Consider the following 21,256-nt stretch of genomic DNA (forward strand, 5'->3'; position numbering starts at 1 on the left):
CGCTCCTGCAAAAGCTTCACTCCTGCGTCTCGAACATGGCAATGAAGTTGGCCAGTGCTGGCGAAGCGTTCTGGGCGTTCCATTTCATGTACAGGCCGATCCCGGGGGCGGGTTGCTCATCGATAGGGCGGATCGGGCAAAACTGCACGCGTTCGCGCGGGGTTGAGCCAACGAACGAGGCCGGTACAAGGGCCACGCCAAAACCGCATGCCACCAGGCCCAGCAGTGTATGGATCTGCGCCGCCTCCTGCACGACCTTGGGATGAAAACCCGCCGCCTCGCACAGCGCGATCAACTGCGCGTGATAGCCACCGCCCAAGGCTTGCGGGGTGAATACGAAATCCTCATCGGCAAACTCGCGCAGGTCGACTTCCCCCTGTTGCGCCTTGGCGTGGCTGGCGGGCATGGCCATGACGATCTGCTCATCAAGCAACAACCGTGCTTCAAGGGTGCCAGCCGGCAGCGGCAGCCTGCGCATGAAGCCGATATCCGCCTCACCGGCCAGCAAAGCCTTGGCCTGCGACGCGGATGGCATCTCGCGAATGGTCAACTGCACGTTCGGGTAAGTCTCGCGAAAACGGCGCAAGCTGCCAAGTAGCGAGTCGTAATAGGCGATGGAAATGGCCGTGATGGTCAGCTTGCCGCTGACCCCTGCAGATACATTACGGGCGTACTCGATCCCCTTTTCCAGCTCAGCCAGCGTGCGGTAAGACGCGTCGAGAAACGCTGCACCCGCGGCGGTCAGGCGCACCCCGCGCTTGTTACGCAGCAGCAGGCTGAAACCCAGTTTTTCTTCAAGGCGGTTGATGGCCTGGCTCAGCGGCGGTTGCGCCATGTGCAGGCGCTCGGCGGCCTTGTGAAAGTGCAATTCTTCGGCCACAGCGATGAACTGCCTGAGCAAACGTGTTTCGATCATTCAGCATTCCTGCAGCATGGCCAGTTGGCGGTGATATCCAGGAGATATCAAACGTGCATGCTTTTAATATTAAGTCATAGATTTGATTGTTGATATCGTAAAAAGGAGAATTGAAGGTGGTCTGAAATGCCCGTTACAAAGCCTTTCCATAACAAAGTTGCGGTCATCACCGGTGCCGCACAAGGCCTTGGCCTTGCCTATGCCATGGCGTTGGCCGAGCGCGGCGCGCGTGTAGTCATCAGCGATTTGGGCACCGACAGATCCGGGCAAGGCCAGGACGCCTCGGCGCTCGAACATGCACTGACGGCCATGCGAGGCAAAGGTTTTGCTGTGGTTGGACACGCCGGCCAACTGGAGAACGAGGGCACCTGCAAGCAACTGATCGCGCTGGCTATCGAGCATTTCGGTGCGCTGGATATCCTCATTCACAATGCCGGCTGGGTCGACTACCAGCGTATCGAGGATCAGGAAGCCGCCTTTCTGCAACGAGCGCTGGGCATCAATGTGCAGGCGCCCGTGTGGCTGGCCAAGCATGCCTGGCCGCACCTCAAGCGCTCCGCAGCGCCGCGGGTAGTGCTGACGACCTCGGACCGGGCCATGTACCAGCGCTATGCGCAGCCTGGCCTGGTGGCCTATGCCGCCGGCAAGATGGCCCAGGTCGGCATCATGAACGCCCTGAGCATGGAGGGCCAGGAGCACGGCATCCTGGTCAATGCCATTTCACCGGTCGCGAAAACCCGCATGTGGGGCATCAGCCAACCGCCAGAAGAACTGAAACCCGAGTGGGTCACGCCCGGCGTGCTGTACCTGGCCAGTGCGCTGTGCCATGACACCGGCTACATCTTGCGCGCCAGCAACGGCCAGTTCACCGCCACCCGCTTCAACGAAAACAGCGGCGTCAGCTACCCCCGGGACCTGGGCCGTGTGCAGGCCGCTGACCTCGCGCAAGTGGCCGAACGCTGGAACCGCATCAAGGAATGCAACTACGTGCCGGTCAAAGTCGCCAACACGTGCGCGGACCTGGGCGAAAGCCTGGTCTGGGATGAGCGCACCGGCGCGTTGTACTTCGTCGATATTTCTGGCGGGCGCATCAACTGCCTGACAGCCGATGGCGACGTCCACACCCTTTACGCGTCAGCCGCGCGCATTGGCGCGCTGGCGTTGACCGACCGGGGTAACCTGATTTTTACCGAAGACGCCAGTGTGGCTATCTTCGACGTGCCGGCGCGCAAGGTGAGCCAGCATTCGGCATCAGTCCATCCGCGCTCGACCTACCGTTTCAACGACGGTGCTTGCGACCCGCAAGGCCGCTTCGTAACTGGCCTGATGGACGAAGTACCCAGCGGCAATACCGGGGCACTGTTCCGCTTCGACGGGCAGTTGAGCGACCAGGTGATCCATGACGACATGGCGTTGCCCACTGGCCTGGCCTGGTCGCAGGACGGCCATACGGTGTACTTCGTCGATTCGGCGGCGCGTGCCATCTACCGCGCCGAGTACCTCGTCGAAGGCCGGCTTGGCGCGGTCACGCTGTTTGCCGAAACCCCGGCCGAACTGGGGCGGCCGGATGGTCTGGCCCTGGACCGCGAAGGCGGGCTGTGGGTGTGCCAGTACCATGGCAGCTGCCTGCTGCGTTATGACCGCCACGGCCACCTGACCGACCAGGTGTTGATGCCGGTGCCATGCCCCACCAGTTGCTGCTTTGGCGGGCCCGGTTTGAACACCTTGTACATCAGTACCGCGCGATTCGACATGAACCCCGAAGAACTGCACCATTATCCCGATGCGGGCGACCTGTATGCCATTCGCCCGGAAACTGGCGGCGTTGCCCGGCACAGCTTCAAGGAATAAGCCGTGGCGTCTGGCTGGCCGGTAAAACGGCCAATTCGCCAAAGCGCTGGGCCGAGTCGATATAGCGCAAGGCCGACTTGGCGTCTTTCCAACCCACATAGCTCATCAGCGACTTCAGTTCCCAGCCATTGGCGGTTGCCCAGGTGGCGAAGCCACGCCGTAACGAGTGGCCGGTATACAACGCCGCCGGAACCCCGGCACGCTCCAGCATGCGCCGCAGCAGGCCGACCAGGCTGTTGCTGTTGAGCGCGCTGTCACCGAGGTTGCCCCAGCGGTCGAGCTTGCGGAACACCGGCCCATGGGCAATGCCGGCGACCTCCAGCCATTGCAGGTAGGCCGTGACCGGGCACAAGGCTTTCAGGGCAGGGGTGCGATGTTGCACGCCCAGGGCTTCTCGGTCGCCCTTGCTGCGCGGCAGGAACAACGTGATACCGACACCGGCTTCAGCCTGGATATGCTCGATGCGCAGGCGCGCCAGTTCATCACCACGAAAGCCACGCCAGAAACCCAGCAACAGCAGCGCACTGTCACGGCGGGCCCGGCGCAGGGCGGCCAGGTTGTGATGTTCACGTGCCTGGCGGGCCTCCTCTTCAAAACAGGTCACCGCAGTTTGCAGGTGCTGCAACAACAGCGGGGCTGCCTGCTTGGGCGGCGTCGGGTGCAGGGTGCGGATACCGCGGAGCACCTGGCGTACCAGCGGCGCCTTGGTCGGGTCGGGGAAGCCTTGGGCGACGTGCCATTGGCTGAGCGCAGCCAGGCGCTGGCGCAGGGTGCTGACAGCATGCTGGTCGGCGTGGTCGACCAGGTAGCGGGCAATACTCTCGGCGGTGGCCGGCAGAAAACCGCCCCAGTGGGATTCAAAGTGTTCGATGGCAGCCTGGTAGCTGCGCCGGGTGTTGTCACGGGTGGCGGCGCGAAGGTAGCGCTCGATATCGGTCATGGTGCGGGTGTCGGCGGGTGATGGGTACACGATAAACCGAATCAAGGGATATTGCATGCCAGCGCGGTTTCTGTAGGCGCAACGCGTCAGCTGGGGTCAGTGGGGCAACCATAGTCGGCCTGGCCAGCACCGCGGGTCAGGGCCGGTGTGCGCATTACACGCATGCTTTCTCCTCGACGCCATTGAAAGGCGGATATTCGTGCAACTGCGCCGGCGACAGTGGCCGACTGAAGTGGTAACCCTGGGCGATATCACAACCGGCGAGCTTGAGGCACACCACCTGTTCGCGGGTTTCTACGCCTTCGGCGACCACTTCCAGGCCCAGGCGCTTGGCCAGGATGATGGTGGAGGACACGATCGGGCTGTCATCAGGGCTGTTGGACAGTGGCGCGATCAGCGATCGATCGATCTTCAGCTTGCTCAATGGCAGCGAATGCAGATGGGCGAAGCCGGCGTAGCCGCGGCCGAAGTCATCCAGGCTGATGCCCAGGCCCGCGCCGCGCAGTCTGTGAAGGTGCGCCACGGCCGTACCTTCGGGGTCGAGGATGGTGGTTTCGGTAATTTCCAGCTCCAGCCGCTGCGGGGCAATGGCATACCGTTGCAGTTCGCTCAGCAGCCGCGAAGCGAAATCGCCTTGGCGCAGTTGCAGGGCAGATACATTGACGGCCAGTCGTGTTCCCCGGCCTTGGGCGTCCCAGCCCGCCAAAGCCTCACAGGCCAGGCGCAACACCTCCCAGCCCAGCTCGACAATAAAGCCGCTGCGCTCTGCCAGGTCGATGAAGCGGTCCGGGTACAGCAGGCCAAATTCGGGGTGGTCCCAACGCACCAGCGCTTCATAGCCCAGTACCTGTTGGGTGTCGAGGCGGATTTGCGGCTGGTAGTGCAGCACGAATCGGCGCTCGGCCAAGGCGCTGCCGAACGCCTGTTCGAGGGTGAAGGCCTGGATGTCGGCCAGGTTCAGCGAGGCGTCGAAGAAGCGGTACTGGGCCCGACCGGCCTGTTTGGCTGAATACATCGCGGCGTCGGCACTGCGGATCAAGCTGTCGATGTCCTGGCCATCGCGCGGGCAGATGCTCACGCCCACGCTTGGGCTGGTGTTGACCTCCTGGCCGTCAAGGGCATAGGTGGCCGACAACCGCTGGACCAGCTCACGGACCCAGGCATTGATCTGGTCTTCGCTGCGTTCGCCCGCCAGCAACACCACAAATTCGTCGCCGCCAAAGCGCGAAGCCTCGTCGCCGGGCTCCAGCAATCGCTGGATGCGCCCGGCCACGGCCTGTAGCAGGAGGTCGCCGATCTTGTGCCCGAGCGAATCGTTGATCGACTTGAAGCGGTCCATGTCGATGAACAGGATCGCCATCAACTGGCGCTTGCCACGCTGGCGGGTCAGCGCCTGGCCGGCCACCTCGACGAACTGGCGGCGGTTGTGCAGCCCGCTGAGGTGGTCGGTGGCGGCGGCATGGCTGCTGCGCCGGTGTTCGTCCTCAAGACGGCCGATAAGTTGCTGGTTTACCTGCTGGGCATGCTCCAGTGCGCTGAAGGCCTCCTGGCGCTTGCGCAAAAGGCGCAAGGTCCATAGCAGGCTGGCGATGATCATCAGCGTCATGCTCAGGTTCAACCAGAATTGTCGGGAATAGGCCAGGGCCGAAGGTGCGAGGATGTCCTCCTGGCGCTGGCTGACCACTACGCTGAACCCGCGCTCTGGCACATGTCGGTAGAGGCTCTGGTACGCACCGCCGGCCGCGTATTGGGTGAGCAGGCCAGTGTTGCTACCGGTATCTGGCAGTTCTGGCAGCAACACATCGCCGGCGCCCACCACGCCGCTGGTGTCTATGCGCAGCCGCTCCAGGCCGTCATCCTGCAGCAGGCGCACCAGCCCGCTGCTACCCAGATCGATATGCTGAAACAGCACCGCCAGGTAGCCGATGTCCAGTTGGACAACCAGGATGTTTTCGATTTCGCGGCCGGGCAGGTCGGTCAACGGCAGCAGAAAGGGCAGCCGCCAGTCGGGCAGGCCGGCCTGCTGGCCCGGCGGCTGCACGTTGGGTAGAAAGGGCTTGAATCCATAACGGGCTACGTGCCTTTGCAGCTGGCGTAACCAATCCTCGGGCAGCGCGGTGGCTTCGTCGGTATGGCTGGCTGACAACAGCCGGCCTTGCCGGTCGTAAAGGCTCATGCGCTTGAACACCGGGTCTTCGGCCAGTATCCGCGCCAGGCTGAAATTGCCCTGGCGCAGCACTTTCATGTCGTCCTGGGTGACCCGGCCAACGGCCTGGGCGCGGTCGACCAACTGGCGCAGGCTTTCGCCCACGATACTGGCCAGGTTCAAGTGCTCGGCGGCCTTGGCCGACAACGCGTCCTGGCGGGCAGCGGCTTTCTGCGTCATGTGCAGCCCCCACAGAAAGGCGAGGGTGGCGGCACACAGCATCAAGATCAGCAGTCGCAGGAGGCTGGCGGAGGAAAGCGAACGGCGTATCACTGCTGATAGTTCCCGACCCTGGGTGATGCTCCAAAAATACGACAAGGAGGTGACAGGTTGATGACTAATGGCTAATTGCCTTTAAGGGTTTCCTGTATGTGCCAGGGGCGCCTGCAGGCGTGCGGTTTCTTCCTCGATGTAGCTCATCAGTGCGCTGATTTCGGCATCGCCCAGGCGCATGTTGGGCATGGCCAGCCGGTTGTACTGCTCGTACAGCAGCATGGCCAAGGGGTCTTTCTCTGCGAGCATCTGGTCGGGCGCCTTCAACCAGCGGGTCAGCCAGCTGGCGTCACGCTGTCGGGTCACCCCCAGCAGGTCCGGGCCAATACCGGGCTGCCCTGGCTCGGTGTTACCCAGGGTGTGGCAGGAGGAGCAGCGGGTGCGGAAGATTTGCTCACCACTGCTGGGTGGCCGTATCTCGGGGGCCTGGGCGTAGTCATTGCTCATGGCGCTGGCCTGCTTCCAGTTGTGCAGGCTGTTGCCCAGCCGGTCCGCGAGAATGTACGGGCTTTCGAAGGGCGAGGCTTTCATCCAGCGGCCGGTGGCCTGGTTGCCGATGATAAGGCTCAGGTTGTGGTCTCTGGAACGGCCGTTTTCCAGGCCTTCAATCCACAGCCCCAGGCTACGGCGCAATTGCTCGATGTCGTCGGGCTCGCCGGTGAGCAGCGTCCAGCCAGGGCCGATGCCGAATTTTTCGGCGTAGCGCTTGAGGGTAGCAGGGCTGTCGTTGTACGGGTCGATGCTGATGGAATAGAAGTAAATGTCCTTGCCGACCCGGTCACCCAGAATCTTCTGCACCTGGCGCAAGCGCGCGGTTTCCACCGGGCAGGAGTCGGAGCAGCCGGTGAAGATGAAGTTGATGGCGACTACCTTGTCCTTGATCAGGTCGTCGAAGAAATGCACCTTCTCGCCGTCCTGGGTAAGCAGCGGGATATTCGGGAAGTAGCCGGCGCCCCAGGGGCTTGCGGTTTCTTCGGCCAACGGTTGTTGCGGCTGCAGTGGCCATAACGGAATGCTGGCGGCAAATACCGCGAGCACCAGCAGGAAACGCCATGAGCCGGGCATGATGCGATCCTCGTTGTTGGGTAAAAGGGGCCGCACAGCGACCCCTGCATTGCACTCACTGGTATTTGACTGGCGCTGTCACCGTTTGCCCCAGCGTCGATTTCACGGTAACTGTCGCGGGTGTGGCCGGGCCAAAGCCGGTAGTGGTCACAGACACCCGCCAGCGGGCGCCCGTAGTCGCGGCCGTCAGCGTGGCGTTGCCCAGGCTTACCGGGCCGCCGGTGGTTGCCGCAGTCACACTGATGCTGTTGCCCGTGGCGACCGTGGTCGTCCCCTGCACATCCCAGGTGAAGCGGTTGCCACTGCGCACCTGCACCGTGGCACTGCTGACCTGGATCTGGTCGACCGCCGCCGCCGCAGTCACAGCGATGCTGACTGTGGCCGGGGTCAACGACTCGGCCCCCTTGGCATCGCGCGCCGTGTAGTTGAAGCTGGCAGTGAACGGTGTGGCGAACGTGGCAGGTGGGGTGTAATTCACCAGGGTGCCGTCGGTGCTGACGGTACCCTGACCGGAGTCCGGCTGGGTGAGACCGGTCACGGTCAGCGGTACGTTGCCGTCCGGGTCGGAGTCGTTGGCGAGCACGTTCAGGGTGATAGGTTTGCCAGCGGTAGTCGCTGCACTGTCATTGGCTGCGACGGGGGGCTTGTTGGCCGGGTCATCGGTGTCGTCATGGCCTTTGGTACGGAAGGTCGGCAGGCCGACCGAAGCCATGTATTGCACGCCATCCCAGCCTGGCAGCGGGGTTGGCATCACCTGGAACTGCCCCGGGTGCTCGATGTCCCAGCGCAGCAGCATGGACGAGTCTTCATGCTGGGTGTTGTGGCAGTGCTCCATGTAGGTGCCGGCGAACTCGCGGAAGCGGATGGCCATTTCCACCTCTCCCGAAGAATCGGCTTCTGGCCCGATCCGGTACACGTCTTTGCGCGCCCATTTTTCCCATTCCGGTGGCGCCTTGCCGTCGCGGCTAAGAATCACGCCTTCCTCGAAATGCACGTGCACCGGGTGGCTCCAGCCATTGCCGCCGTTGACGATTTTCCACACCTCCAGGGTGCCGTCGCCGCTGAACCCACCGTCGGTGGACTGGTTGGCCAGTTGCGGTGCCGCACTGATGCGTCGTGGGTCCATGCTGTAACCGAAGCCGCCATCGGTCTTGATGGTCCACGGGCTGGTGTCGGTACCGTCGGAGCGGCCAAAGATGAACGCGCGGTGGCGGGCATCCTTGAGTCTGGCCTGGTCGGTCGCGGCGTTGCGGTCAATGGGCAGTGGCAGCATTTTCAGGCCTGCGGCCTTGCCTGGCTTGGCGGGCTCGTAGGCCACCGGGTCCATGCTCAGGTCCTGGCCGGTGTAGGGCTGCACCAGCAGTTGCAGAAACTTGCCGACTGCTGGGTCGCCTTTGTCCCACTGCGGGCCTTTGTTGGTCTGCTTGATCACGGCTTTGTACTTTTCCGACAGCACGTCGGCCAGCGAAATCGTACCTTCCGGGCCCTTGCCGGTGCGATGCTCTTCCAGGTTGACGAAGTACAGCTTGTCGCCTGCCTTGATGCCATTCTTGGCAAAGTTGATGATGATGTCGTAGCGCTCGGCGATGCCTTGCAGCGGCAGGATGCCATGGTTGTCCTGCAGGTTGCCGTCGCCGTTCAGGTCCATGGTCCCGTCGAAGGGCACGGCGTGTTCCATGATGTTGCCGTCGTTGGCGATCATGTGGAACGGCACCCGGGCATACGACAGGTTGGAGCCGGAGGGGCCTTTGAACTCCCCACTGGTACCGGCAATTTCCCGCACCACGGCAAACTTGAAATAGCGCGACACCGAGCCGTTGAGGATGCGGAAGCGGTAGCTGCGCGCCCGCACCTTGAGCCTGGGCTGGTACTGCCAGTTGACCAGAATCTGGTCACCGAGGAAGCCATCGGTGTTGAACGGGTTGAACCACAGCTGGCCGTTGGCATCCCAGGCCTTGTCGGCAATCACCAGGTTGACGTCGTAGTCACGGTTACCCCATGGCATGCCGGAGCCACTGGGGAAGCGCAGGTTGACGCCATCCTGCAGCGCCTCGTTACCGCGGTCCAGGGCGCTGTAGTAGTTCATCATCACGGCGTTGCCCTTGTAGACGTTCTGTGCCGTGAAATCCATCATGTGGTCGTGGAACCAGTGGGTGCTCATGGTTTCACGCCAGTCGCCGCGAATCTTGATGCTGCCGTTCTGGCAGGCTTTCAGGCCCGGCGTGCCGTCGTTGACGAACAGGGTTTCGCCCGGTGAGCAGGGGAAGGCTGCCCGCGGATCCTGGGCACGGGTGTTGATGGTGTCGTAGCCGGCCAGTTGCACTGGCCAGCGGTAGTCGTAGTACTGCCCCGGGAAGAAGTAGGCGTTGGCGAAGCCATCGCTCTCTGCCGGGGAGTGGCCATTGTGCTCGTGCGTCGAGATGGTGTGCAGGCCAAAGCCACCGTTGGCCGAGGGGTCGATGGGCAAGGCGTTGTAATGGCGCATCAGGATCGGCTGGCCGTAACGTACCATCAGCAGTTTGGGCGGGAAGGTGCCGTCGAATGTCCACAGTGATTTGTGGTTCTGCAAGGGCATATTCGGGTGAAAGCGCGTGTCAATGCCCTTGGTGGTGCCCAGCGTAGTGGGGATGTCGGAGGTCTGGTAGTACAGGCCGCCGGGTGCAAACTCGCCAGACGCATAGTTATGCAGCTGTTTGCGATCACGCAGACCGAGGTTGATACGCGCCCCGGCCTGGGCGGTCTTGAACGCCGCCTGCGGGTAGAACTCGTTCCAACGCTGGTGCGACCAGGCTTTTCCTGGTGGCCGGCCTTCAGCAGGCGAGCCGACCGGCTGGCGGTTGAGGAACATTTCGATCTGCGCCTTCCAGGGGTTGCGGTCCAGCACATTGGCGTACTGGCTCGGGTACGGATACAGGCCGGGCTGCTTGAGGAACGCTTCCAGGGCCGTACCACTTGGCCCGCTGCGCGCGACGACGTTGGGGTCCTGCGCCGGGGCCGCGCCGAGGGTGGGGACGGGAAAGGTAAGCTCCGGCGCCGGCGCCGGCGTGGTCGGCTCGAGCTTCTCTGGCCCGAATTCTTCGAACAGCAACAATTGCTGGGTGAAGGGTTGGGCTCCGAACAGTGGGCTGGGTTTGCCGTTGGTGGGGTACCTGTCCGAGGTTTGCAGTGCAGGCGGCAGCACGTTGTCTATCCGCACTGTATCGCGGTCGCCGTGCGCGCCATCGACCAGCTCCAGCGCGCCTTCGTTGGCTTCGGGCAAGGTACTGAGGTTGAGCAAGGCCGGAGTCGGGTCAGCCGGTTGCTCGGTGTAGGCCGATGGATCGGTCGGCGGCGGCTGACTGTTGTCGTCAAGGGGCGAGGCCATGACCGTGATCAGCCCGAGGCTGACCATCAGCGCAGTGACTGAAGAAAGCTGGAATGCGTACCTAACAGGGTGGATCACGGCATGTGTTTTCATTGCCTTGTGCCTCGCTCGCGGCTGCATGGCTCTAAGCCATCAATGGCGTTTTGCCCGATAAAAGGCCCTGAGCAACGGCTGTGCCAACAACTGTTTCAGTAATGCTTTGTTAAACAAATCCTTGTGGCACCTGAGGTGCGCTAAATGACGGGGCGTCAAGAATGGGTATAAGTCCCCACTGGCGGGGACCCAATGCCCACTGGATGGGTGGATTGGGGCGTGACACACCCGGCGCGCTGCGGTATATGTGTGGGCTACCAAGGGGAGCCCGGCAAAGGGCTGAGAAACCGCTGAACGCTGCAGCGCGGTGACCCTTCGAACCTGATCCGGATCATGCCGGCGAAGGGATGGGGCTTGTAACCTGCCTTTTTGCCGGCCTCACTGCGAGGCCCGTCCATGTCAACTGCCAAGGTCTCGCTGTCACCTTCATCAAGGACAGCATCATGACCGAACGTTTCAGCCAGTCCCTGCGCCGCCAGAGCGAGCCAACCTGGTCGGCGGCCGTTGGCCACCGTTTCGTGACCCAATTGTGCGACGGCAGCCTGCCGGACCCGATCATGGTCGACTATCTGGTGCAGGACCATCGCTTTCTCGACAGCTTCCTGACCCTGCTGGGCGCAGCCATCGCCACCGCCGATACATTCGAGGCGCGCCTGCGCTTCGGCCGCTTTGCCGGGATGATTTCCAGCGATGAAAACACCTACTTCCTGCGGGCCTTCGAGGCGCTGGATGTAAGCCCGGCGCAACGTAGTGAGCCGGCCGATACGGCGCCGACTGCAGGGTTCAAGGCCATCATGCGCGAAGCGGCAGCCACCCGCTCCTATGCAGCAGCGCTGGCGGTACTCAACGTTGCCGAAGGCCTGTACCTGGACTGGGCGCTGAAAGCGCCGAAACCCATGCCGCAGAACTTCGTCCATGCCGAATGGATCACCCTGCACGACAACCCGGCATTCCAGGCCTTCGTTGCCTTCCTGCAGGCCGAACTGGACCGTGTCGGCCCGCAGCACGCCGCACTGGCCAGTGACTTCTACCAGCGCACGGTTGCGTTGGAACTGGCCTTCTTCGATGCCATCTACCCGCAGAGCAAATGAGCATGGATATCTTCGATCGCCTCAAGGCCGCAGCCACGCAACAGTGGCGCTGTTACGTAGACCATGATTTCGTGCGGCAGATGGGAGAGGGCACGCTGAGCGAGGCCGCGTTCCGGACGTACCTGGTGCAGGATTACCTGTTCCTGATCCAGTTCGCCCGCGCCTGGGCACTGGCGGCCTACAAGAGCCGCCGGCCGGACGACATCCGCGCCGCGCAGGCCGGGTTGGCGGCAATTCTGGATGAAACCGAACTGCACGTGCGCCTGTGCGCCCGCTGGGGGCTGACCCAAGCCGACATTGAGGCCGCGCCAGAACACCAGGCCACGGTGGCATACACCCGCTACGTGCTGGACTGCGGCGCTGCCGGCGACCTGCTGGAGCTGCACGTGGCACTGGCACCTTGCGTGATTGGCTATGCCGAAATAGGCCGGACCCTGGCCGAGCAGATTGGTGATTTGAGCAACCACCCGTACCGCGAGTGGATTGGCGAGTATGCCGGGGAAGGCTACCAGGGGGTGGCGGCGGCAGCGCGCAAACACCTGGATGAGCTGGCGGCGCGGAGCATGACCGAGCAGCGGTTTGCCGAGTTGGTGGGAATTTTTGGCCAGGCGTCCAGCCTGGAGGCGGACTTCTGGCAGATGGGGCTGGACGGGGTGGCGTAGCCCCCCCGGGGCCGCTTTGCGCCCCATCGCCGGCAAGCCGGGCTCCCACAAAGACCGCGCAATGCTCGAAGGGTTGTACCGTACCTGTGGAAGCCTGGCTTGCCGGCGATGGGCTGCGCAGCAGCCCAAAAGTGCTTGGTCGACTGGGTGAATCCTACCCAGCCCAAGCCCGCTTTGGTGCATGAATGCCTCAAAATAAGTCGTCCGGCACACTTTCACAGCGCATAAAAGCGACTTTACTGTTCACAGTGCACATTGATGTCTGGGCTGCTTGCCCGATTTGATCACGGGTATCGGGGCTCGAAAAAGCGGCCCGCATATTGCTCTTCCAGCTCCCAACTACTACCCGGAGCCCCGTGCAATGAGCTCACCCAGCGAATTCCCCCTCAGCGAAGCCCCGCAGTCTGCCCGCAAAGGCCTGCTGCCGATTGCCATGGTCCTGTTCAGCTTTACCTTTTTCACCGGCACGATGTTCGCCGGCGGCAAGCTGGGCATGGCCTTCAATTTTGTCGACATGTTGTGGGTAGCCGCCCTCGGCAACAGCCTGCTGGCCTTGTATGCCGCTGCGTTGGCATTCATCGCCTCGCGCAGCGGGCTGAACACCGTGTTGATGGGGCGTTTCTGTTTTGGCGAAGCTGGCAGTCGGCTTTCGGACTTTCTGCTGGGTTTCGCTGAACTTGGCTGGTACGCCTGGGGCACAGCCACCGTGGCCATCGTGCTGGTCAAACTGTTGGGGCTGGCGGAAGGTTTCAGCGTACCGTTGATGGTGCTGTTTGGCCTGGGCTTCAGCATTACTGCCATCATCGGCTTCAAGGGGCTGGACGTGCTGTCGCGAGTATCGGTGCCATTGATGTTCGTGCTGCTGCTGGTGTCGATGTACATTGCCACCCGCGATGTTGGCGGCTTTGCCGGCCTGGCCGCAGTGGTACCGCACGAAACCATGACCTTTTCGGCAGCGGTGACCATGGTCTTCGGCACCTTCGCCAGTGGTGCCACCCAGGCCACCAACTGGACACGGCTGTCGCGCAGCGGCCGGGTGGCGGTGACCGCCAGCGTGGTGGCATTTCTCCTTGGCAACGGCCTGATGGTGGTGGCCGGTGCCTGGTGCGCGATGGTTTACCAACAGGCCGATATCGTCGAGGTAATGATGCTGCAGGGTTTGTCGTTTGCAGCGGTGGTGATGCTATGCCTGAACCTGTGGACCATCCAGGGGCCGACCATCTACAACGTGTCCGCGGCCGCCTGCCATTTGTTGCGCAGCGAGCGCCGGCGCACGGCAACGCTGGTGGCGGCGGGGGTGGGCATTGTGCTGGCGATGGGTGGCATGTACGAAATGCTGATCCCGTTCCTGGTGCTGCTGGGCTCGATCATTCCACCGGTGGGCGGGGTGATCATGGCTGATTTCTGGTATCGCCACCGCGGCAAGTACCCGGCACTGGGCATGGCAAGCCTGCCACGCTACAACCTCACCGGGCTGTTTGCCTATGCCGTGGGCGCGGTACTGGCGTACGCCTCGCCGTGGGTCGCTCCACTGGTGGGTATCGGCGCCTCGGCCCTGTGCTACATCGTCATCCTCGAACTTGGCGCACGCCGCCGGGCTCCGGGTCAGGCGGGTGTCGAGCCGTGAGCCTGGCGCTGGACGAGATTCTGCATTTGCCCGGTCTGCACGATATGCGCGTGCTGGCCGGGGCGCGCAACCTGCAACGGCGGGTACGCTGGCCCTATGTGGCGGAAAACGAAGGTATCGCCGAATGGGTAATGGGCGGTGAGCTGGTGTTCGTCACTGGCATCAACCACCCGCGCGGCGAGGCCAACCTCCTCAGCCTGGTGGAAGATGGTGCCGCAGTGGGCATCGCCGGCATGGTCATCCTCACTGGCGGCAGCTTTATCCAGTGCGTCCCTGCGGCTGTCATCGCGCGTGCCGAACAACTTGGCCTGCCGCTGATCGAGCAGCCCTATGCGCTGAAGATGGTCGTGGTCACCCACCTGATCGGCACGGCCTTGGTGCAGATGAGCCAGGTACGCCGCTCGCGTCACGATATCCTCGGCCAGTTGCTGACTGGCGACTACCCGAGCCTGGCCATTGCCCGGCAGCGGGCAACGCATCTGCAACTGGCACTGGATGAACCGCGGCGCTTGCTGGCTTTGCGCCTGGCGGGCGTGGATGGTTTGTTCGAGCGCCACGGGCTGAGCCACGGCGAGCGGACCTGGCAAGCTACCCGCCAGGCATTGGAAGATCAGCTGCAAGCCTGGTGCCGCCAACGGGCAGGGAGCGTGATGGCACAGCTGCCGGGTGATCTGTTCGTGGTACTGCTGGCCGATGCGCACGACTTGCCCGAGACCTTGGCTGGGCTTTATCGGCAGTTGCAGGCAGTGACGGGTGAACTGAGCCTGCACATGGGCTTGTCGAGCCTCGCCGACGACTGTGCGCACTACCGTCAGGCCCTCAATGAGGCGCGCCAGGCCTTGGACGTAGCGCAGCACTTGCGCCCGGCCAACGGCTATTGCAACTTCAGCGAACTGGGGGTGCTGCGCCTGTTGCAAGGCATCGTCGACCGCTCGCTGATCGACGACTTCGTCAGCCGTACGCTCGGCCCCTTGATCGCCCCTGGGCGCAAGCAGGCCAACGCCCTGGTGCACACCCTCGACGCCTTGCTCATGGAGAACGGCAACGGGCTCAAGGCCGCGCAGCGCCTGGGGCTGCACCGCAACACCATTAATCAGCGCATCCAGCGCATCGAACAACTGAGCGGGCAGTCCATCCACGACCCGCTTTTTCGCATGAATGCTTCGGTCGCCATGCTGGTATGGCGCATGAGCGAAGCCCACGGCAAGGAGTAACAGCATGAACATCCTCAACGCACGCCTGCGCGGCAAGCCTGGCCTGTTCCGCATCGAACTGAATGGTGAGCGCATTGCCGCCATCACGCCCCAGGGCGGGGTGCAAGCGCCTGGCGCTGGCGATGACCTGGACGCTGGGCAAAATCTGGTGGTGGCCCCTTTTGTCGAGCCGCACATCCACCTGGACGCGACCCTAACGGCCGGCGAACCCAGGTGGAACATGAGCGGCACCCTGTTCGAAGGCATCGAGTGCTGGGCCGAGCGCAAGGAGCTCACCACCCACGATGACATCAAGACCCGTGCGAAAAAAACCATCGGCATGCTGGTGGACCACGGTATCCAGCATGTGCGCACCCATGTCGATGTCACCGACCCGCAACTTACCGCACTCAAGGCCATGGTCGAGGTGCGTGACGAAGTACGCGAGCTGGTCGACTTGCAGATTGTGGCCTTCCCGCAGGAAGGCATCGAGTCCTACGCCAACGGCCGGGCGCTGATGACCGAAGCAGTGGCGATTGGCGCCGATGTGGTCGGCGGCATTCCCCATTTCGAGAACACCCGCGACCAGGGCGTGTCGTCGGTGAAGTTTTTGATGGACCTGGCCGAGCGCACCGGTTGCCTGGTGGACGTGCACTGCGATGAGACCGACGACCCGCAGTCACGCTTCCTCGAAGTGCTGGCCGAAGAGGCCCGGGTGCGCGGCATGGGGGCCCGGGTGACGGCCAGCCATACCGTGGCCATGGGCTCGTATGACAATGCCTACTGCTACAAGCTGTTCCGCCTGCTCAAGTTGTCGGGTATCAACTTCGTGTCGTGCCCGACCGAAAGCATTCACCTGCAGGGACGCTTTGACAACTACCCCAAGCGCCGGGGTGTCACCCGTGTTGCCGAACTTGACCGTGCCGGCATGAACGTGTGCTTTGGCCAGGACTCCATCGTCGACCCGTGGTACCCGCTGGGCAACGGCAACATCCTGCGCATTCTTGAGGCCGGCCTGCACATCTGCCACATGCTTGGTTACGAAGACCTTCAGCGTTGCCTTGACCTGATCACCGATAACAGCGCCCGCACCTTGAACCTGGGCGAGCGCTACGGCATCGAAGTGGGGCGGCCGGCGAACCTGCTGCTGCTGTCGGCGCCTGACGACTACGAAATGGTGCGCACCCAGGGACATGCCCTGGTGTCGGTACGCAATGGCAAGGTGCTGATGCAGCGTACGCCGGCCCAGGTGCAGCGTCTGCTCTGACTTCGCTGTCGCTTCAGGTGCCCAATGCAGCGAGGGCGCAGCTTGCGACTTGCGTGTCCTGCACTGCCACGCCGGTCAGGTCTGCCAGGGTGATCTGGCCGTCGTGCTCGCGCCCCTTGGCACGCCCGGCCAGCAGTGCCCCCAGTTCGATCAGCTGGTTCGCCTTTATCCGGCCACTGTCGAGCGCGTGGGCCACTTCGCCGTACTGGCTGCACTGGGCGACCGAGTCGACGATGATACGGTCCGCCCTGGCCACCAGTGCCGGGTCCAGTTCCTGCTTGCCAGGTGCATCGGCGCCGACGGCAGTGATATGCGTGCCCGGCTGGACCCACTCGCTGTGTAACAGCGGCTGGCGGGAAGGGGTGGTGCAGACAATCAGGTTTGCAGCGCCCGCAACTTCTGCCGAATCCTGCGTGCTGCGAACCTCGAAGCCCAGTTCACGGGCAAATGTCGCATAGGCCGCAAGCCCGCTTTCATGACGGCCCCAGACAACGACCTGGCGGCAATCGGTAACGGCGCGCAGCTGTTCAAGCTGCATCTGCGCCTGCATGCCGGTACCGAGGATGCCAATGGCCTTGACCTGGTCCGGCGCCAGCAGCCTGGCAGCAATACGCCCGGCCAGGGCGGTGCGCATGCCGGTCAGCCAGCCTTGGTCCTGCAGCAGCGCCAGCGGTTGCCCAGTGAGCGCAGACAGCACCAGCATCAGGCCATCGTTGCTCGGCAGGCCTTTGGCAGGGTTGTCATAAAAACCGGTTGAAAGCTTGACCGTGAAGGTCGGGCTGCCCTCGATATAGGCCGATTTCACACAGCAGTCACCGTTCGCCCCTGTAAATGCAAAGGCCTGCACGGGCGGCACCTGTACCGCGCCTTCGGAGTAGGCGATAAAGCCTTCCTCCAGCCTGCTTACCGCCAGCGCCGGGTTGAAGCTGGCGACGATCTGCGCCTTGCTGAAAACCTTCATCGAACGGCCTCCAGGAACTTTTCCAGCAGGATGTTACGGCCGCACAGGATCACGGCGACACGCTTGCCCTGGTAGCGCTTGGCGAGCTTTTGCATGCCGGCAACCGCGACGGCTGCAGCACCTTCGATGATCCAGCGTTCACTGCTGGCGATATCGCGCATGGCGGCGCGGATTTCGTCCTCGCTGACCAGCACGGTATCGGTGACCAGCGCCTGGCACAGCGGCAAGGTGATGGCGCCCGGCTCGACGCCGCCAGCCTTGCCGTCCGACAGCGTTTCCAGGGCGTCGACCTCGACAATTTCACCGGCCTTGATGGACTGCGCCAGGGCAGGGTCATTGGCCGGCCAGCAGCCAATGATCTCGGTGCCCGGGTTGAGCCTGCGCAGGGCGGCACCGATGCCGGCAATCATCCCGCCACCGCCTACGGCGACGAACACTGCGTCCAGGTCTGGTGCCTGCTCGAACAATTCCATGCCGATGGTGCCTTGACCGGCAATGACTTGCAGGTCGTTGTAGGGCGACACGAACGGTACACCCTGAGCCTCGGCTTGCCTGGCGGCTTCCAGCTCTGCACCCAGTGGGTCCGTAGGCAGGCAAAGCACTTCGGCACCCAGGGTGCGCATCGCCTCGATTTTGTATGGCGAAGCCGAAGTGGCGGTGTACACAGTCACTGGCACACCTGCCGTTTTGCCGGCTAGTGCGAGCGCCTGCCCATGGTTGCCGGACGAGGCAGCGATAACCCCATGCTTGCGCACATCAACCGGCAGCAGGCGGATCTTGTTGCTGGCGCCGCGGAACTTGAACGAGCCGGTGTGTTGCAGGTGCTCGCATTTGAGCAGGACTTCGCAGCCGGTCAGTGCCGACAACCGCGCGCTGTGACTGAGTGGTGTGATGCTGACGGCGGGGCGCAGTGCGCTGTGGGCTTCCTCAATGGACGTGTACAGTGCATCGAGGTCAACGGCATTGGCGGCAGTCGGTGAAGCAGTAGAGGCTGGCATGCTGCGCTCCTTATGGAATATATGTCCACGGTAGAATAATTATCCACGATAGACAAGTCCCTGAGCGCAGCCACTTGCAGCTTCTTGCCGGTGGCAGCGCGCCGCTAGGTCTTGAGTTCTTTCAGGTACTTGTAAACGGTGGCCCGGCCCATGCTCAGCACGTTGGCCACATAGTCAGCCCCACTTCGCCCCTCGAATGCGCCTTCGGCATGCAGCGCCTGCACCAGGCTGCGCTTGTCTTTCATCTGCAGTGTCTGTAGCGAAAGGTTGCGCGCTTGTAGCCACGCATGCAGGAAGGTGTTGATACGTTCCTGCCAGTCGTTGCGGAACAACGCGTCAGGTTGCGGTACCAGCCGGCTCATCTGGAAGAACGCATCGAGCGCCACGCGGGCTTGCTCCAATACCGACACGTTCAGATTGATGCACATCAGGTGCTCGGCTTCGCCTTGTGCGTTGCGTAGCACGGTGCTGATGGAGCGGACCTTCTGGCCGTTCCAGTTCAGCTTCTCGTAGGGGCCCAGGTTGGCGCCCTCAAGCAAATCGCCCAGTTCGTGATCAATCGCCGAATCATCGCCCAGCTTGCGTTGGGAGAAGTTGTTGGCGATGTGCACGACGGTCTGGCTGCGCAGCTCATGGACGATGACTTCAGCGTGCGGATACAGCAGCAGGGCGATGCTGTCGGCGATTGCTTTGTAGTTTTCCAGGGTCATTTTTTGTCGGTGATCAGTGCTGGACGCCCATGGTGGCGGCAAAGCGTAACCGGCACAAGGTGGCGCTCCTGCAGCGTGCGTACGGTGACAAAGCCCTCGAAACTGAAAGTCTGAAAGCAGTTGGCATAAACTTTCAATAAAAACAACAGCTTGGAATTTTGGCGCTTAACGTTTCAAAGATTCAGTTTTCATCCAGAAGGGGGGTAGGCCGCCAGGAAGGTCTCAGACACTAAATTTCTGAAGTTGCGCCTTGATAGTGCATAGCGGTGATGCAATTTTTCCATATGCTCTCTGCGACTGGGAATGCGAGAAGGGAGCTTGGAGCAGTGACTGGCATAGCAACGATGCTGCGTTTGATTGGGTGGCAAGCGGGAGTAACTGAATGCTGTATTGAAAACGGCAGGCTGACGTGCCTGCCGTTGGCGTGATCGACCTCGTTACCGAGACATTCAGGCTACTCGGCCGCCGAGGGTCTCAGCGACCCAGTCTGCAATGTATTGGCCGGCATTCATGCTGTTGTCGAAGCTCGCGTGCTGCACGCCGCCTTCGCGCTCCGTGAAGATTTTCAGCTCACGCTTGGGACTGTTTACCAGTTGCTCATAAGTACGGTGCGCCCACTTGAGCGGAATCTGTGAGTCCTTCTCGCCGTGGGTGACCAGGAAAGGCACCTTGATTCGGTCCAGCACGCCATCGAGATGGACGTTCTCGGCGATGGTCATGAATTCGTCCATGTCCTTGGCGCCCCAGACCCAGCGCACATGCGCCCAATAGTGCGGTACCGGGAAGTCGCCCTCTTTTTCCAGGCGACGCTTCTGCACGTCGCGCCAGTCGTGGTTGGCGCCCCACGACACACCACAGGCGAAACGTGGCTCGAAGGCGACGGCGCGCGGGCAGTAGTACCCGCCCAACGAAACGCCTTCCATGCCGATACGATTGGCATCGACATCCGCGCGGGTTTCCAGCCAGTCCACCACGCTTGAGCACGATCCGCAGGTTCTGACACGTATGACGCATGCCGAATATGTGCGACTGGGTGGGGCCGAAAGCGTTGAACAGATCATGTGGCTGGCGATGCGAGGTGCCGCTGAGGGGCCCCTTCGTAAAGTGCATCAGAACTACTATCTCGCAACGACCACGGCCATGACCGCGGTGCTCTATGAAACGCTGGAACCTTCAGCTAAAGACAACTAGGAGCTATCACATGAATCCACAGGTCGTTGGCATGGAAGAGATTGGTGGCACCTATGTGTTTGATCTTCGGGTCAGCAACAAGGCGCTCAAGTTGAATCGCTTCTTTTGGAAAATGATCGGCACAGAGTGGCGAGCGCGTTATCTGCAGGACGCCGAGAGCCTGATGACTGAGGCCGGTCTCGACGCGTGTGAGAAAGACTTGGTACGCCGTCGTGACTGGCTGGGGTTGGTCCCGTATGGTGCAAACTTTTTCGTCGTCGAAAAGTTCGCCCGGGTTGCCAAGATGAGCAATATGCAGGTTTACGCGATCATGCGTGGCGAGTCCTATGAGGACTTTCTCAACACCCGTCGCGTTCCCGATATGCGCTGATCCCGGTATCGGACTGACCGCGAAACAGGAAAGCGAACACTCCGCTGATTATTGAGATGCCCGCGGCTTCGAAAGGCGAAGACGCACCATGGGCGCTGCCTGGCAAATGAGATGCTTATTGCCCTCTGATTGGGAAACCGAAAATGAAGCAAAGTCTGTATTTGTTATCCGGGCTGTTGTGTGACGAGGTTGTCTGGCGTGCCCAGATCGACGCGCTGCAAGAGCGGGCGGATGTACATGCCCTCGACTTCAAGGGTTACCACAGTATTACGGCGATGGCGCAGCGGGTACTGAATGACGCGCCGGACAGGTTCGCGCTGGCTGGCCATTCCATGGGCGCGCGGGTAGCGCTGGAGGTCCATCGGTTGGCGCCGCATCGGGTCGACCGCCTGGCGTTGCTCGATACGGGGACTCACCCGGCCCGCGAGGGGGGAAGCGAAGTCACGGCAGGTGCTGATTGACCTGGCTCGCGAGCATG

Annotated in this window: 17 protein-coding genes, 2 pseudogenes and 1 riboswitch; of the genes and pseudogenes, 10 read left to right on the forward strand and 9 right to left on the reverse strand. The window is 62.4% G+C overall.

Annotation, left to right across the window (positions count from 1 at the left end; genetic code table 11):
* Window positions 1–16: 16 nt before the first annotated feature.
* Entirely contained in the window at window positions 17–916 is a 900-nt protein-coding gene (locus tag J3A71_RS15290; RefSeq protein WP_016487213.1) for a LysR family transcriptional regulator, read from the reverse strand.
* Between the two features lie 204 nt (window positions 917–1,120).
* Here J3A71_RS15290 and J3A71_RS31445 point away from each other — a divergent pair.
* Together J3A71_RS31445 and J3A71_RS31450 are read left to right on the forward strand one after the other, a co-directional pair.
* Window positions 1,121–1,600 (forward strand): annotated as a pseudogene (locus J3A71_RS31445) (SDR family oxidoreductase); the annotation flags it as partial.
* Between the two features lie 57 nt (window positions 1,601–1,657).
* Window positions 1,658–2,767 (forward strand): SMP-30/gluconolactonase/LRE family protein, encoded by a 1,110-nt coding sequence (locus J3A71_RS31450; protein WP_224372564.1) that lies wholly within the window; start codon window positions 1,658–1,660, stop codon window positions 2,765–2,767.
* Here J3A71_RS31450 and J3A71_RS15300 read toward each other — a convergent pair.
* The 4 genes from J3A71_RS15300 to J3A71_RS15315 all read right to left on the reverse strand — a co-directional run bounded on the left by J3A71_RS15300 (window position 2,757) and on the right by J3A71_RS15315 (window position 10,708).
* Window positions 2,757–3,764: a site-specific integrase gene (locus tag J3A71_RS15300; RefSeq protein ID WP_096426088.1), complete on the reverse strand. Its 1,008-nt coding sequence runs from the start codon at window positions 3,762–3,764 to the stop codon at window positions 2,757–2,759. The two genes, J3A71_RS31450 and J3A71_RS15300, sit on opposite strands and share 11 nt — an antisense overlap.
* A gap of 97 nt (window positions 3,765–3,861) precedes the next feature.
* Entirely contained in the window at window positions 3,862–6,186 is a 2,325-nt protein-coding gene (locus tag J3A71_RS15305; RefSeq protein ID WP_096426087.1) for an EAL domain-containing protein, read from the reverse strand.
* Window positions 6,187–6,267: 81 nt separating this feature from the next.
* Window positions 6,268–7,251: an SCO family protein gene (locus J3A71_RS15310; RefSeq protein ID WP_096426086.1), complete on the reverse strand. Its 984-nt coding sequence runs from the start codon at window positions 7,249–7,251 to the stop codon at window positions 6,268–6,270.
* A 55-nt stretch (window positions 7,252–7,306) separates the two neighbouring features.
* Window positions 7,307–10,708, reverse strand: a complete 3,402-nt coding sequence (locus J3A71_RS15315; RefSeq protein WP_096426085.1) for an Ig-like domain-containing protein — start codon at window positions 10,706–10,708, stop codon at window positions 7,307–7,309.
* Window positions 10,709–10,958: 250 nt separating this feature from the next.
* Window positions 10,959–11,073, forward strand: a riboswitch (TPP riboswitch).
* Between the two features lie 78 nt (window positions 11,074–11,151).
* On the opposite strand from J3A71_RS15315, the gene J3A71_RS15320 reads away from it, so the two are divergent.
* The 5 genes from J3A71_RS15320 to codA all read left to right on the forward strand — a co-directional run bounded on the left by J3A71_RS15320 (window position 11,152) and on the right by codA (window position 16,548).
* On the forward strand, window positions 11,152–11,799 hold the full coding sequence (locus tag J3A71_RS15320) for a TenA family protein (protein ID WP_016487207.1): 648 nt from the start codon (window positions 11,152–11,154) through the stop codon (window positions 11,797–11,799).
* Window positions 11,796–12,461 (forward strand): thiaminase II, encoded by a 666-nt coding sequence (tenA, locus tag J3A71_RS15325; RefSeq protein WP_033734335.1) that lies wholly within the window; start codon window positions 11,796–11,798, stop codon window positions 12,459–12,461. The genes J3A71_RS15320 and tenA overlap by 4 nt, the downstream gene beginning before the upstream one ends.
* Before the next feature lie 361 nt (window positions 12,462–12,822).
* Window positions 12,823–14,088, forward strand: coding sequence for a cytosine permease (gene codB, locus J3A71_RS15330; protein WP_023047406.1), 1,266 nt, complete (start codon window positions 12,823–12,825; stop codon window positions 14,086–14,088).
* A complete protein-coding gene (locus J3A71_RS15335) occupies window positions 14,085–15,302 on the forward strand; it encodes a PucR family transcriptional regulator (protein WP_096426084.1) in 1,218 nt (405 codons plus the stop codon). The genes codB and J3A71_RS15335 overlap by 4 nt, the downstream gene beginning before the upstream one ends.
* Before the next feature lie 4 nt (window positions 15,303–15,306).
* Window positions 15,307–16,548 carry a cytosine deaminase gene (codA, locus tag J3A71_RS15340; protein ID WP_016487203.1) on the forward strand — a complete coding sequence of 414 codons (1,242 nt, stop codon included), beginning with the start codon at window positions 15,307–15,309 and terminating at the stop codon, window positions 16,546–16,548.
* Window positions 16,549–16,561: 13 nt separating this feature from the next.
* Here the strand turns inward: codA and J3A71_RS15345 are convergent, their stop codons facing one another.
* The 4 genes and pseudogenes from J3A71_RS15345 to J3A71_RS15360 all read right to left on the reverse strand — a co-directional run.
* Entirely contained in the window at window positions 16,562–17,509 is a 948-nt protein-coding gene (locus tag J3A71_RS15345) for an ornithine cyclodeaminase family protein (RefSeq protein WP_096426083.1), read from the reverse strand.
* On the reverse strand, window positions 17,506–18,507 hold the full coding sequence (locus J3A71_RS15350) for a threonine/serine dehydratase (RefSeq protein ID WP_209952997.1): 1,002 nt from the start codon (window positions 18,505–18,507) through the stop codon (window positions 17,506–17,508). Before J3A71_RS15350 ends, J3A71_RS15345 begins: the two co-directional genes overlap by 4 nt.
* 104 nt (window positions 18,508–18,611) lie before the next feature.
* Window positions 18,612–19,217, reverse strand: coding sequence for a PAS domain-containing protein (locus J3A71_RS15355; protein ID WP_016487200.1), 606 nt, complete (start codon window positions 19,215–19,217; stop codon window positions 18,612–18,614).
* 449 nt (window positions 19,218–19,666) lie between these two features.
* A pseudogene (locus tag J3A71_RS15360) lies at window positions 19,667–20,191 on the reverse strand (prolyl oligopeptidase family serine peptidase); the annotation flags it as partial.
* Window positions 20,192–20,222: 31 nt separating this feature from the next.
* On the opposite strand from J3A71_RS15360, the gene J3A71_RS15365 reads away from it, so the two are divergent.
* From J3A71_RS15365 to J3A71_RS15375, 3 genes are all read left to right on the forward strand, one after another.
* Complete coding sequence (locus J3A71_RS15365; protein ID WP_016487198.1) at window positions 20,223–20,408, forward strand: hypothetical protein; 186 nt, start codon at window positions 20,223–20,225, stop codon at window positions 20,406–20,408.
* Between the two features lie 10 nt (window positions 20,409–20,418).
* Window positions 20,419–20,778, forward strand: coding sequence for a protocatechuate 3,4-dioxygenase (locus tag J3A71_RS15370; RefSeq protein WP_096426081.1), 360 nt, complete (start codon window positions 20,419–20,421; stop codon window positions 20,776–20,778).
* Window positions 20,779–20,921: 143 nt separating this feature from the next.
* Window positions 20,922–21,239 (forward strand): hypothetical protein, encoded by a 318-nt coding sequence (locus J3A71_RS15375; RefSeq protein WP_197708363.1) that lies wholly within the window; start codon window positions 20,922–20,924, stop codon window positions 21,237–21,239.
* The last annotated feature ends 17 nt before the right edge of the window (window positions 21,240–21,256 follow it).

Origin of the sequence: Pseudomonas sp. PvP089, from assembly GCF_017875165.1 — a bacterium.
Lineage (GTDB): Bacteria > Pseudomonadota > Gammaproteobacteria > Pseudomonadales > Pseudomonadaceae > Aquipseudomonas > Aquipseudomonas fortuita.

What these genes read in the sequence shown, in the direction of transcription:
- J3A71_RS15290 (WP_016487213.1), bottom strand. Translation starts at nt 916, where the DNA reads ATGATCGAAACACGTTTGCTCAGGCAGTTCATCGCTGTGGCCGAAGAA.
- J3A71_RS31450 (WP_224372564.1), top strand. Translation starts at nt 1,658, where the DNA reads ATGTGGGGCATCAGCCAACCGCCAGAAGAACTGAAACCCGAGTGGGTC.
- J3A71_RS15300 (WP_096426088.1), bottom strand. Translation starts at nt 3,764, where the DNA reads ATGCAATATCCCTTGATTCGGTTTATCGTGTACCCATCACCCGCCGAC.
- J3A71_RS15310 (WP_096426086.1), bottom strand. Translation starts at nt 7,251, where the DNA reads ATGCCCGGCTCATGGCGTTTCCTGCTGGTGCTCGCGGTATTTGCCGCC.
- J3A71_RS15315 (WP_096426085.1), bottom strand. Translation starts at nt 10,708, where the DNA reads ATGAAAACACATGCCGTGATCCACCCTGTTAGGTACGCATTCCAGCTT.
- J3A71_RS15320 (WP_016487207.1), top strand. Translation starts at nt 11,152, where the DNA reads ATGACCGAACGTTTCAGCCAGTCCCTGCGCCGCCAGAGCGAGCCAACC.
- tenA (WP_033734335.1), top strand. Translation starts at nt 11,796, where the DNA reads ATGAGCATGGATATCTTCGATCGCCTCAAGGCCGCAGCCACGCAACAG.
- codB (WP_023047406.1), top strand. Translation starts at nt 12,823, where the DNA reads ATGAGCTCACCCAGCGAATTCCCCCTCAGCGAAGCCCCGCAGTCTGCC.
- codA (WP_016487203.1), top strand. Translation starts at nt 15,307, where the DNA reads ATGAACATCCTCAACGCACGCCTGCGCGGCAAGCCTGGCCTGTTCCGC.
- J3A71_RS15345 (WP_096426083.1), bottom strand. Translation starts at nt 17,509, where the DNA reads ATGAAGGTTTTCAGCAAGGCGCAGATCGTCGCCAGCTTCAACCCGGCG.
- J3A71_RS15350 (WP_209952997.1), bottom strand. Translation starts at nt 18,507, where the DNA reads ATGCCAGCCTCTACTGCTTCACCGACTGCCGCCAATGCCGTTGACCTC.
- J3A71_RS15355 (WP_016487200.1), bottom strand. Translation starts at nt 19,217, where the DNA reads ATGACCCTGGAAAACTACAAAGCAATCGCCGACAGCATCGCCCTGCTG.
- J3A71_RS15365 (WP_016487198.1), top strand. Translation starts at nt 20,223, where the DNA reads ATGACGCATGCCGAATATGTGCGACTGGGTGGGGCCGAAAGCGTTGAA.
- J3A71_RS15370 (WP_096426081.1), top strand. Translation starts at nt 20,419, where the DNA reads ATGAATCCACAGGTCGTTGGCATGGAAGAGATTGGTGGCACCTATGTG.
- J3A71_RS15375 (WP_197708363.1), top strand. Translation starts at nt 20,922, where the DNA reads ATGAAGCAAAGTCTGTATTTGTTATCCGGGCTGTTGTGTGACGAGGTT.